The organism is Streptomyces sp. NPDC058246, assembly GCF_042881985.1.
GTDB lineage: Bacteria > Actinomycetota > Actinomycetes > Streptomycetales > Streptomycetaceae > Streptomyces.
In genome coordinates this window covers 108,145-120,581 of record NZ_JBHVWZ010000002.1, presented here as the reverse complement: position 1 = coordinate 120,581, position 12,437 = coordinate 108,145, and the positions used below count along the sequence as shown (strand labels likewise).

Here is a 12,437-nt window from a genome sequence, read left to right as displayed (position 1 = left end):
GTCGGTGCGTCCAGGTCAGTTGGAGCCGGTGGAAGCCGAGGCTGCGGCGGAGGCGGGCGCGGAGCCCGTGGGCACGCCCGACGGCGGGGTGCCGGTGGGGCTGCCGGTCGGGGCGCCGCTGGGCGCGAGGCCGCGGCCGCCCTGTGGCTGGAGGCGGTAGCCCTCGCCGGCGCCGGGAGCGGAACCGGCCCGGCCACCGCCGAAGGGGAAGAGTGAGGACGGCGTGAGCGAGGTGCCCCAGCCCATGAAGGCCATTCCGAGCACGACCGCGTAACCGAGGCAGACGACCCCGACGAGCATGCCGATTCTGCGCAGCAGACGGGCCCGGCGCCCAGAGTTGTCAACGAACACGGGACCCTCTACAGGCCCGTTGCCGCGTTTGCGGCGGCGGCCGCGCACTGGAGCGCGGTTTTCGATGGCTGACTCGGATTGCATTCCCCGGATATTAGGGCGCCTCTATGTGGCCAATTCTCTGGTTCTCATGTGAGAGACCCATGAGAAATGACCCAACCTGTCCATTCCCTGAGAGAATGCAAAAACATCCGCGCAGCTCAGGCCCGGCGCACATGTACCTTACGTCCCATTTTCACGCCCGAATCATCCCCTCTGAGCACGCTTTCCCATGCGCTTCTTCTGCGCTCGCTGCAGTCATGAATCACCGCCGGATGTGCCACCTTTGAACTCCGGAATCGCACTTTGTTTCCGTCCTGAGACAGAAATCACGAGAGCGGGTGCATGCGCAATGAGGAGTTTCCTGAAGCCGGTCGCCGGGCTCGTCTGCCTGGTGGCTCTGGCCTGTGCGGGGTGCTCTTCGGGCGGCGACGGCACGTCGGACGCGGCGCCCACCCAGACCTCGCGGACCAATACGGCGCCCGCCGATGAGGGCTCATCGTCGACCACCTCGTCGACCCCTTCGTACGCCCCGTACGTGAGCGCCACCACCGCCTCCGGCACCGACTCCACCGGATCGCCGGCGACGTACAACCTGGCCTTTGTGATCTCGGACGGCAGCAGCTGTACGCCGAAGTGGAACGGGACGTACGCCATCGGCAACTCGGCGGTGAAGTCCCGCATCTCGACCCTCAAGGAGTCCGGCGCGAGCGTGCGCGTCTCCTTCGGCGGGGCTTCCGGCAAGGAGCTGGCGGAGAGCTGCGACAGTGCGAGCGCGCTCGCCGCGGCCTACGGGGAGGCGCTCGACGCCGCCGGATCGACCCAGGCGGACTTCGACATCGAGGGCGACGCGCTGACCGACTCCGCCTCGGTCGCGCTGCGCTCCCAAGCGATCGCGCTGCTCCAGAAGGAGCGCACCGACCTCGAGGTCTCCTTCACACTGCCGGTCATGCCGTCCGGCCTCGACTCCGACAGCATCGCGCTGCTGGAGTCCGCCAACGACAACTCCGTGCAGGTCTCCACCGTCAACATCATGACGATGAACTACGGCAGTTCGTACACGGGCGACATGGGCGACTACGCCGAGACGTCCGCCAAGGCGGCCCACGACCAACTGAAGGAAGTCTTCGGGCTGTCGAGCGCGGGCGCGTGGCAAGGGCTCGCGCTCACCTCGATGATCGGCGAACAGGACGTCAAGGGCGAGACGTTCACCCTCGCGGACGCGGCCCAGGTACGGGCGTTCGCGGACGAGAACGAGATGGCCTGGGTGTCCATGTGGTCGACGTTCCGGGACCAGCAGTGTTCCAGCGACAACGCATCCGCGGACAACGCGGCGACCGACTGCAGCGGGGTGACGCAGAGTTCGGGGGCGTTCGCCGAGGCTATGGCGGGGTGACGCAGAGTTCGGGGCGTTCGCCGAGGCTATGGCGGGGTGACGCAGAGTTCGGGGCCTTCGCCAAAGCTTTGGCGGGGCACGCAGAGTTCGGGGCATTCGCCAAGGCTATGGCGGCGTGACGCAGAGTTCGGGGCATTCGCCAAGGCCTTGGCGGCTGAGCGGACGGCTGTCTACCGGCGCCGGTACACCAGTCGTCCGGCGAGGACCGTCGCCACGCAGGTCGCGGCTCCGCGAGCCGCGAGCGCTGCCTCGTCCGGCACGTCGAACACGGCGAACGTCGCGTCCACGCCCTCCGGCGGGAGCGGCAGCAGGGTCGCCTCCGCCAGGGTCCGCCCGGCGAGCGGATCGAGCGACGGCGTGCCCTCGGGCGGCGCGAACCGCTGCTCTTCGGTCAGCCCCGCGCGGGCCACGGCATCCGCCACCGCGGTCCGCCGCAGGGTGCCCGCGACGGCGACCGTGCCGTGTGCCAGCATCCGCTGCACACCACGCCGCGCGCTCGCGCCCCATCGGGCGTCGGCCATCGCGAGCGCGGCGAGTGCGCCGCCCGTGACGGGTTCCGTGCCCAGCTCGTCCGCCTCACGCGGGTCCGGGTGGTAGGCCTGCTCCAGCAGTTCGGGCCCGTACGGGTTGCACAGCCCCGGGGCCAGCAGCCCGGGCCACCGCCTGACCCGAGCCGTCGGACAGGCGGCCGCCAGCTCCTCGAACGGTCCGAGCGCCGCCAGCTCACGCCCCCGCACGAGCACCGCCCCGCCGGGGACGGACGGCCGCGAGTCCCCCGTGATCAGGAGGTCGGCGGCATGAATCGTCAGCACGGCAACGCTAGTTGGAGGCCAGCAGCTTCAGCTCGGGGTGGGCGGTGCCGCCCTCGATCGCGGTGGACGAGATGTGGGACATGACCCGCTCGTCGACCGGGTCGTTCGCCGGGTCGTCGTGGACCACGATGTGCTCGTACGTCGTCGTCCGCTGGGCGGGTACGCGGCCCGCCTTCCGGATCAGGTCGATGATCTCCATACGGTTGGAGCGGTGCTTGGCACCGGCCGAGGAGACGACGTTCTCCTCCAGCATGATCGAGCCGAGGTCGTCCGCGCCGTAGTGCAGGGAGAGCTGGCCGACCTCCTTGCCGGTGGTGAGCCAGGAGCCCTGGATATGGGCGATGTTGTCCATGAACAGCCGCGCGATGGCGATCATCCGCAGGTACTCGAAGAGCGTGGCCTGCGTACGGCCCTTCAGGTGGTTGTTCTCGGGCTGGTAGGTGTACGGGATGAAGGCGCGGAACCCGCCCGTCCGGTCCTGTACGTCACGGATCATCCGCAGGTGCTCGATGCGCTCGGCGTTGGTCTCGCCGGTGCCCATGAGCATGGTGGACGTCGACTCCACGCCCAGGTTGTGCGCGGCCTCCATGATCTCCAGCCAGCGCTCACCGCTCTCCTTCAGCGGGGCGATCGCCTTGCGCGGCCGCTCGGGGAGCAGCTCGGCTCCCGCGCCGGCGAAGGAGTCGAGCCCGGCCGCGTGAATGCGCTGGATGGCCTCCTCCACCGACACCTTGGAGATACGCGCCATGTGCTCGACCTCGGACGCGCCGAGGGAGTGGATGACGAGCTGCGGGTAGGCGGCCTTGATCGCGGCGAAGTGCTTCTCGTAGTACTCGACGCCGTAGTCCGGGTGGTGGCCGCCCTGGAACATGATCTGCGTGCCGCCGAGCTCGACGGTCTCCGCACACCGGCGCAGGATGTCGTCCAGATCCCTGGTCCAGCCCTTGTCGGTGTCCTTCGGGGCCGCGTAGAAGGCACAGAACTTGCACGCCGTGACGCACACGTTCGTGTAGTTGATGTTGCGCTCGATGATGTACGTGGCGATGTGCTCGGTCCCCGCGTACCGACGGCGGCGTACGGCGTCGGCGGCGGCGCCCAGCGCGTGCAGCGGGGCGTCGCGGTAGAGGTCGAGCGCCTCTTCCGGGGTGATCCGCCCACCCGCGGCGGCACGGTCGAGGACGGACTGAAGGTCGGCCTTCTCGGTCACCGGGAGCGTCCCTTTCGTAAGGGTTGTGGACGGACCGAACCAGCCTACGCCAGCCGGTTCCGTCACCCGACGTCAGGCCGCGCACGCCGGTCGACACGGCCCTGCTCAGGGCGCGTACGCCGTCTGATCGGGCCCTGCGCCCCCCGGCTCAGGCCGCGTACGCCCCGATCAGGAGCCCGACGTACGCCCCCGCGATCAAAAACGGCCCGAACGGGATGGACGTCTTCCGCCCGGCACGCCGCACGACGACCAGCCCCATCCCGTACAGCCCGCCGAACAGAAACCCGGCGAAGGTCCCCAGGAACACCACGCTCCACCCGTACCAGCCGAGCACCGCCCCGAGCCCGAGCGCGAGTTTCACGTCCCCGAACCCCATCCCGTTCGGGCTGATGAGGAAGAGCACGAAGTACGCGCCTCCGAGCGCGAGCGCCCCGAACAGCGCCGTCATCCAGTGCCCCGCGTGCCCGGGCGCGAACGCGGCCACGCCCAGGAGGGCGAGCGCGGCGGCGGCGAGCGGCAGCGTCAGCACATCGGGCAGCCGCTGCACCGTGAAGTCCACGACGGCCAGCAGCACCCCGAGGGGCGCGAGCAGCAGCCAGACCGCGAGCTCGGGCCGGGTACCGGTCGTGAGCGCGAGCCCGGCGCAGACGAGGGCAGTCGCGAGGGAGATGAAGAGGGTACTGGGGCCGTACGAGGCGGGAGTACGGCCGGGGACCACGCGTCCCGCGTCGCCGTGCACGGCCTCCGCCGTACGAACGGAGCCGGCGCATCGGGCACACCGGGCAAGCCCGAGCCACCCGGCCGCGACTCCGGTGATCACGTGCCCCTCCGGACACCGCTCCCGCCACGCCTCATCCGGCTCAACGGAAAACCGATACGCGGCTCGCGGGACGAGTGCCCCCGCTACGGCCCCCCACAGGGCACCTACGCCGGCCGACCAGAGCTCGAGATCCACGCGCCCACCCTAGCCAGACCATCGAAAGCCACCGCTGTGAGCTACCGCTATCGCCACCGCTGAGAGCTACCGCTATCACCACCGCTGAGAGCTACCGCTATCAACACCGCTGAGAGCTACCGCTGTGGGCAGTCGTGTTCCGCAGGGCGATGGGCGTTCCCTGCTCCAACGAAGCCGAGAGCTTGCGGGTGGGTGGGCACAGCCCGCAGCGCCGGGCCCCGGACAACGAGGTCCAGGCCCAGCGCCGGGAAGGCCGCGCTCACTCACCCGACGGCGGCCACGCCGCTCCGCCAAGCAGGCAGCAACTCATCCAGCAAAGCCTCCGTCCGCGGAGGAACCCCCCGCGCCCCACTGCGGGCGACAAGATCGGCGGCAAGCCGCTTCAGCCGGTCGGTGTCCCCCGTGGCATGCGTCGCGCGAAGCAACTCGTTCCACAGCCGCTCGTCCCCCGGGGCGGAGCCCAGCGCCGCGGTCAGCGCCTCGATCGCCTTCTCCGCCCGGTCCTTCTCCAGATGGAAGGCGGACAGCGCGAGCCCGATGTCCGCGACGAGAAGCGGAAGCTGCGCGTCGATGATCTCGTGCGTGAGCCACCCGTACCGCCCCTGCGGCCGATCGGCGAGCAGCGGCCCGCGCACCAGCACCAGCGCGTCCGTGAGCAACCGCCCGCGCACCGCACGGCTGTTGACGCCCTTGCCCTGCGTCGCCTCGTGGTAGAGCGACCGCAGCACATCCAGGTCGGACACGACCGACTTGGCGAGCGTGAGCCGCCCGGTCGCGTCGGTGCCGAGGCGGGGCGTGCCGTCGGGGTCGCTGCCCAGCCAGCCGCGCAGCCGCTCGACGAGCGCGTCGCGGACGTCCTCGGTGACACCGCGTGGCCACAGCGCGGAGGACAGCACCCGCGGGTGCACGCCCTCGCGGTGCAGGAGCAGCAGCGCCAGCGCCTCGTGCATCAGCGGGCTGCGCTCGCCGTCGGGCGTCTCCAGACCGATGATCTCGTACGGCCCCACGAGCCGCGCGTACACGGCGGGCCGCCCCTGCTCGCTGATGTCGACGAGGAACGGCGGTGTGGTCGTCGGCCCGTCCGGACTGCGCTCGGGGTCCGCCTCGGCGAACAGCTCCACGATCGCCTGCTGCTGCGCCACCGGCAGCAGCTGCGCGTCGAGTTCGAGCCCGAGCAGCGGGGCGAGCAGCTTGCCACCGCTGGTGATCTCCATCTCCCAGGCGGCGCCCGGCAGATCGCCGCTCTCGGTGCCGACGAGGTAGCCGATGCCCAACCGGCTTGCGTCGGAGGCGAGTTCGGCGAGCTTGACGGCGTCCTCGGCGGACGGTTCGGCGGCGAGCAGGACGAGGTGGGGGGCCCAACGGGTGTGCTGGGCGGGCCCGGTGCGACCGGTGAGTACGGAGTCGTGCCCGGCGGCCCCCAGCGCGCCGCGCCGCTGCCGCGTCTCCGCCTCCATGGTCTCGACGAGCGCCTCGACGTCGTCGAGGTGACGCAGCCGGTTGGGCGCGAGCGGCGTCAGATCCTGCCCGAAGCCGACGAGCGTGATCGTCATCCGGTCGGACCACCCGTTGGTCGCCAACTCGGCGGCGACCGAAGCGAAGACACCCGCGCGGTCGCGCGCGCTGCCACTGAGCGAGACGATGCCGGGAACGGACTCCAGGTTGAGCAGCAGCCGCGAGTCGTCCATGGTCCCGAGGCTGACGAGGCCGGGGTAGGGCGCGGCGGTGTCCACATTCTCGTACCGCTCCGCGTCCGTCCGCGCGAGCATCCAGAACGTCTGGTCCTGCCCGAGCTGCCACGGCGCGGGCGGCTTGCCGGCCGGCTGGGCGAGTTGCAGATGCAGATCGCCGTTGCCGCTGAGCCAGGCCGCGTAGACGGTAGGCAGCGGGCGGGACTCGGCCGCGAGCGCGGCCGCGAGTCCGCGCAACGACAGGTCCAGCAGTCTTACGCCCTCGGGGTCGGCGCCCACCAGCAGCGCGTCCTGCGCGTCCGCGGCGGACCCGGTCGGGACCGGCGGCTCCATGCCGCGCCGTCCGCCGACGGCACCGAGCGCCGACTGCCACAGCGCCTGGCGACGCCGGCGCCCGAGCGCGCCGAGCAGTCCGGCGGCGAGCAGCGGCGCGCCGACGAGGGCTTCGGGAAGCCCGAAGGAGAACCCGGACCCGCTCTCCTCGGAACCGGCCTGCTGCGGGTGCTGCTGGTCACCACCGCCCTGCTCACCGCTGGGCCGCTGCTGCGGCACGTGGATGTGCGCGGTGTCCCGGTCCCCGGTGCCCTGTTGGTAGTTGGCGCCCTGCTGATGATCCCCGGTCCTGGCGTAGTCGTGGATCTGCTGCTGGAGCTCCTCGGAGACCTTGGGTGCCTCGTCGGGCATCTCGACGAGTTCGCCGCCGTGGGCGTCGCCGGGCATCTCCAGGATCCACCCGGGCCGGATCAGGCTGGCCTCGGAGAGCTTGGACCCGTCGGGCTGCGTCCGGTCCTTGTTGAGCTGGTAGATCTCCTTGTAGCGGCGCCCGTCGCCGAGATGCCGCTGGGCAACCTCCCAGAGCGAGTCGTGGTGGCGCCCCTCGGGAGGCTGAATCCGGTAGTACTTGGTGTCCGCTTCCTTGGCCGTACCGCCGCTGACCGTGTGGGAGGCGGCGTTGGCGGCCTGTTCGGCGATCGCGGCGGCCGCGTTGGAGGCGGCCTGCTCCTGCTGCTGCCCGAACAGCCCGCCCGGGGTCTGCTGCGCGACGGCGACGCTGCCGCGCTGGTTGCCCTCCAGGTTCTGCCCGAGCTGCGAGAGCCCCGGCGTGAAGCTGGCCGCGGTGGCGCCCACGAGCAGCAGCGCGGCGACGAGCTGCCGCGCGAGCAACTGGCTGGGCCCGGCACCGGGCACCCGGTTCGGCAGGCCCACTCCCGACAGCGCGGCCTTCACCTCGACGAGCACGCAGGCGGTGAACTGGGCCCAGGCGAACCAGACGATCACGGTCAGCACGTTGATGAACGTGTTGACGGTGATCTCCTGCTGCAACCAGTCCAGCGTCGGCTTCCCGCTGGGCAGCGGCCATCCGATCTGCGTCGCCAGCGCACCCGGCACCCCGACCAGCAGCACGACCAGAGCGACGAACGCCCCGAACGCCTTCACCCAGTCCCCGAACGTCCGACGACGCCGGGGCAGCGGCTGCGGCGTCCGATTCCTCGGACCCGGCGAGCTGCCCGTCGAGCTGGAAGTGGTGCGTCGCGCCATGGCGGGTGTCCTGGGGTCGTGTGGGGAGGGAGTGGGAGTTGGGGGTGTGCTGAGCCTACCGAGATCTTAAGGAGAGAGTCGAAGGTCAGGCAGGGGAGGAGGACCTTCCATCCGCCCGATTCCTCACCACCCGCCCCCTAAGCCCGAGTTGCCCGTCGGACCTCGTCCCCCATGACGCCCAGCCTCCACACCATTCGCAACCGTCACGTCACACTTCTCACGGCCCCCACACAATCCCCCTCTGGCGCCCCCCTCCCCTTTACGGGACCCTGCTAGCTTCGTTCTCTGTTGCATACATGCCTTACACCAGGGGGAGATCGATCGTGGCCCGCCGCACCCTGACCAGCGCCGCCGCGTTCGCCACGACGGCGACCCTGCTGCTCACCGCCTGCGGCGGCAGCAACGACTCGTCGTCAGGCGACATCAAGGGGGCGGACACGGGGTCCAGTACGCCGTCGGCGTCGGCATCCGCGTCAGGGACCTCGAACGTGAAGCGTCCAGAGATCACGCTCCCCAAGAACTTCGAGTTGACCTTCCAGGACTGGACGAGCAGCGACCCCGTCGAGCAGGCAATCCTCAACGACGCCAGGGAGCAGCTCCGGGCGGGATACGCGGCGATCATCGCGAGCGAGCCCGACGGCGGGGAGGCCCTCGCCTTCTACGACACGTCATCGGGCCTCTCGCAGGACCGGCAGTGGATCAAGACCTACACGGACAAGAACCTCACGGTCTTCGGCAAACTGCCCGCTTTTGACGCCAAGACCACCCTCCTCGGCGACAACAAGACGCGGGCGGCCCTCACCTACTGCACAGACGAGAGCAAGGCGTACACGAGAGACCGCAAGACGAGCAAGGTCGAGGGAAACCCTGCAGGCACGAACCCCGAGGTGTTCTACACCGTGACGCTCCGCAAGAACGCCAAGGGCGTCTGGCAGAACGTCTCCACTCAGTCAACGAGGGGCGGTTGCCAGTCATGAGGCCCCTGCACGGAATACCTGCCCTGACGACGGCGTCACTTGCCGCGCTCTTCCTCGCCACGGCGCCGGCCGGCGCCGTGGGAGGAGGGGGTACCAACCACACCGGCGGCAAGACCGACAACAAGGGCAACGTCTCGGCGTACGCCTCCGCCACCCACTCCCAGATCAAGGTCCGTCAGGTGAAGGGCCCGACGAGCGGGAAGCGGGGGAACGTCGCACCGACGAACACGACCTGGAAGCCGCCCGCCTGCTGGTACGAGCCCGTCTTCACGCCCGAGGGGCTGAAGGCGTTCGTGGACAAGACGGACGGCAGCGGTGACGTCGGTATCCACGAGGCCTGGATCGGCAAGGGTCTCTGGACCGACCACTACCAGGACGGCAAGCCGGAGAACAACTTCGACGACGAGAACAGCACCGCCGAGGGCTACAAGAACTACAACATCGGCAAGGGCGGCTACTTCTGGCGCAGCGTTGCGCCCGACGACGCCGATCCCGACTCCTGGGACTGCGGCCGGATCATGTTCTGGGAGCCCGCCCGGCAGATCCCGAAGATCCCGCACGCGCCGACACCGGAGACGCTTGCGGGTTACGCGTACAACCAGGTCAAGGTCCCGGAGACGGAGATCGAGCTGAAGCCCGAGGGCAAGTCCACGGTCAACCTGCCCACTTGGATCTGGCTGGACAAGGGCACCTTCCAGGAGGTCACGGTCCGCGCCGAGCTCCCGAACACCGGCCTGTGGGCGGAGACCACCGCCAAGCCTGTCTCGCTGCACCTCGCACCCGGCACGGACGACGCCGAAACCTACCCCGCCTCCGGCGAGTGCAAGATCGACGACGACGGCTCCATCGGGACCCCGTACGAGAAGGGCGACTCCGACAAGACCCCGCCCTGCGGAATCACCTACCTCCACGCCACGGACGGCAAGCCGTACCAGCTGAAGGCCAGCGTCACCTGGCAGATCACCTGGGAGGGTACGGGCGGCACCGGCGGCGACCTCCCCGACGGCACCTTCGAGACGACCCAGGACATGAACGTCCAGGAGATCCAGTCGATCAACCGATAGCGCTCCGGCGACGTCGGCAAGGCCGTGGTGGACGACCTCGGATCAACGATGGCCGTTCGCCGGGGACTCGGGCCGACGTCGCGGGGGCGGTGCCCAGCCCCGTGGGAAGCCGGAATCGCTCAGCAAGAATGACGACGGCGAAACCGTCCGGGCGAAGGGGCGGGAGGTGCACTCGGCCGAGACCCTCACCAGACACCTGAACCCCAGGGGACAGCGATGCCGACCTCGGGCCACTTCGGCAGCAGTTCCACAGCTGACCCAAGGGGGGTCTGAAAGAGGTGATGGTGATCGACGGTGGGGGTAATGCAGTTCGCCTCTATCACCCCGTCGTTACTGATCTCGGGTTCACTCCGACGGTCGATGTGGGTTTCCGTATGGGCAAGGAAACGGATACCCGGGATCAGACGGAAAAGGGGGAAGGGCGGGAGGGGAACATCGGCGGTAAGACGTGCGGCGGGGAGTAAGAGCCTCTGCGCCCGGCTCCGGACTGTGCGGTCCGCTGTGCGTCAAGGATGCACTCCCTTTGCGTTCCGTTGGTTGCAGGAGCGAAATCCGGTCCAGGAGAGTAGGCGGGGCTGCCCTGAAACAGATGTGGCGGCCGGAGGAAAAGTACGCGTACGGGGGTCGGAGTGGCGGATCACGTCAAGGTGTCCACGTCGGAACTGAAGGAGATCAGCCGGTCGGTGGCGAAGCTCAAGTCGCACTTCGAGCATGCCAAGGACCTCGTCGACTCCTACGACGCCGAGATCGGTTCCGGCGAAGTCGCCTCTGCGCTCCACGACTTCGCGGACGACTGGAAGAAGAAGCGGAAGCAGCTCTGTGACGGGCTGGAGTTCCTCGGGAAGACCGCCGGTGCGGCGGCGAAGGCATACGACGGGCTTGATCAGCATCTTGCCGACGCTCTGCTGAAGTCCCGGCCGGGGGACGGTGGCAAAGCCAAGTGAGCGACGACTTCTCCGGTGTCGACTGGCAGAGCGCGCGTTACGACGACAAGAAGTTCACGCCGGGCGACCCCTACGAGGTGGCCCGGCTCGGCAAGCGCATCTCCGACACCGCCAAACTGATCCAGGAGCAGGCGACCAAGCTTCACAACCTGGTCGACGGCAACGGGTGGGACTCGGACGCCGGCCGTGAGTTCACGAAGAAGACCGCGGAAACAGTCGGGCTGCTCACCAAGTCGCACAAGCGGTACGCAGCCGCCGGTGCCGCCCTCGGCTCCTCGGTGCCCGACGAACCCATCGCCGACCAGGCGCGGGGGAATTGGGCCACCGCCCTCCACCATGCGCAGAACCTGGTTCGTACGGCACTCAAGAAGGCCAAGGCCGCGGATGCGGACGGCAGTAATTACCAGAAGCAGATCGACCAGCATCCCGGCCCTGACGACCATCCCGACAAGCAGAAGCTGAAGAGACAGAAGGACGCGGCGGACGGGGATCTGGACGCCGCCAAGAAGGACCTCCGGCACGCGCTGGAGTACCGGGACGCCCAGGCCGGTTATGCCAAGGCGGCCATTCGCGACGCCCTGGACCATGACGGGCTGAAGGATCCCAAACACCACTGGTGGGACAACTGGAAGGACTGGGTCGCGGAGATCGGGCACTGGGCCGGGGCGATCGCCGGTGTGCTCTGTGTCCTGGCCCTCCTGCTGAGCTGGGTCCCCATCCTCGGCGAAGTGCTAGGCGCGCTGGCCCTGTTGGCCTCCGTGGTCGCTCTGGTCTGCGACACGGTCTCCGCCCTGGACGGCAAGGGCACCTGGCTGGACGTCGCCATCGACGCGATCGGCGTGTTGTCCTTCGGAGCCGGGCGGATCCTGGGGACGACGGCGAAGGAGGCGGCTATTGCCGCGCGGGGGTCGTCCGCGCTGAAGCAATTCCTAACCCTGCGGGAGCTGGGTGTGAGCGCGAAAGTGGCCGCTAAAAGTGCCGAGGCGCTCACGGGAGTCAAAGCGGGCAAGATCGGCGAAGCCCTGGCGAAGGGTCCGAGCAGCCTCCTGCCGAGGATGCGGTCGATCGTCAAGGAGTCCTTGGACTTCAAGGCGTACGCCAACGACGTTCGCGTCGCCGTGACGAAGGCGGCCGAAGACGACGGAATCCTCGCCAAGGGCAAGCTGCCCAAGTTGGGCGAGCTTTCCGACTCCGCGTTCAAGGGCATGGCCCACTCGGCCAATCGCCTTTACCTGGCGAGCCAGACGCTGCCGACGGCCGCGGGCATCCTGAATCTGTCGCCCCTGGAGAGCTGGGAACCGAGCACGCTCGAGCCCAACTTCTTCGACGGTCTGAAGCACACTCCCGGTCTGGGTGCGAATGGAATCCCCTTCTACAACGGGCACCTGAAGGTTTCCGGAGGCTAGATGCCGGCCGGGGCCGGACCACCCGCGAGGCCCGTAAGGGCGAGGAGAGAATCAAG

General features: G+C 69.2%; 10 protein-coding genes. 5 read left to right on the top strand and 5 right to left on the bottom strand.

What is annotated here, in order from left to right; translation table 11 throughout:
* Positions 1-15: 15 nt before the first annotated feature.
* Positions 16-351, bottom strand: coding sequence for a hypothetical protein (locus ACFVXA_RS03060; RefSeq protein ID WP_383736479.1), 336 nt, complete (start codon positions 349-351; stop codon positions 16-18).
* A 391-nt stretch (positions 352-742) separates the two neighbouring features.
* On the opposite strand from ACFVXA_RS03060, the gene ACFVXA_RS03055 reads away from it, so the two are divergent.
* On the top strand, positions 743-1,786 hold the full coding sequence (locus ACFVXA_RS03055; protein ID WP_390023630.1) for a chitinase: 1,044 nt from the start codon (positions 743-745) through the stop codon (positions 1,784-1,786).
* A gap of 170 nt (positions 1,787-1,956) precedes the next feature.
* Here the strand turns inward: ACFVXA_RS03055 and ACFVXA_RS03050 are convergent, their stop codons facing one another.
* From ACFVXA_RS03050 to ACFVXA_RS03035, 4 genes are all read right to left on the bottom strand, one after another.
* A complete protein-coding gene (locus tag ACFVXA_RS03050) occupies positions 1,957-2,598 on the bottom strand; it encodes a hypothetical protein (protein ID WP_390023628.1) in 642 nt (213 codons plus the stop codon).
* Positions 2,599-2,605: 7 nt separating this feature from the next.
* Positions 2,606-3,805 (bottom strand): cyclic dehypoxanthinyl futalosine synthase, encoded by a 1,200-nt coding sequence (gene mqnC, locus ACFVXA_RS03045; protein ID WP_362018627.1) that lies wholly within the window; start codon positions 3,803-3,805, stop codon positions 2,606-2,608.
* A 148-nt stretch (positions 3,806-3,953) separates the two neighbouring features.
* Complete coding sequence (locus ACFVXA_RS03040; protein ID WP_390023626.1) at positions 3,954-4,760, bottom strand: prepilin peptidase; 807 nt, start codon at positions 4,758-4,760, stop codon at positions 3,954-3,956.
* Between the two features lie 263 nt (positions 4,761-5,023).
* Complete coding sequence (locus tag ACFVXA_RS03035) at positions 5,024-7,990, bottom strand: BTAD domain-containing putative transcriptional regulator (RefSeq protein WP_390023624.1); 2,967 nt, start codon at positions 7,988-7,990, stop codon at positions 5,024-5,026.
* Between the two features lie 323 nt (positions 7,991-8,313).
* Here ACFVXA_RS03035 and ACFVXA_RS03030 point away from each other — a divergent pair, with 323 nt between their 5' ends.
* The 4 genes from ACFVXA_RS03030 to ACFVXA_RS03015 all read left to right on the top strand — a co-directional run bounded on the left by ACFVXA_RS03030 (position 8,314) and on the right by ACFVXA_RS03015 (position 12,381).
* Positions 8,314-8,967, top strand: coding sequence for a hypothetical protein (locus ACFVXA_RS03030; RefSeq protein ID WP_390023622.1), 654 nt, complete (start codon positions 8,314-8,316; stop codon positions 8,965-8,967).
* The gene (locus ACFVXA_RS03025) at positions 8,964-10,031 is read left to right on the top strand and encodes a hypothetical protein (protein WP_390023620.1); all 1,068 of its coding nucleotides are present in this window, start codon (positions 8,964-8,966) and stop codon (positions 10,029-10,031) included. The genes ACFVXA_RS03030 and ACFVXA_RS03025 overlap by 4 nt, the downstream gene beginning before the upstream one ends.
* Before the next feature lie 629 nt (positions 10,032-10,660).
* Positions 10,661-10,975, top strand: coding sequence for a hypothetical protein (locus ACFVXA_RS03020; protein ID WP_390023618.1), 315 nt, complete (start codon positions 10,661-10,663; stop codon positions 10,973-10,975).
* A complete protein-coding gene (locus tag ACFVXA_RS03015) occupies positions 10,972-12,381 on the top strand; it encodes a hypothetical protein (RefSeq protein ID WP_390023616.1) in 1,410 nt (469 codons plus the stop codon). Before ACFVXA_RS03020 ends, ACFVXA_RS03015 begins: the two co-directional genes overlap by 4 nt.
* Positions 12,382-12,437 lie beyond the last annotated feature (56 nt).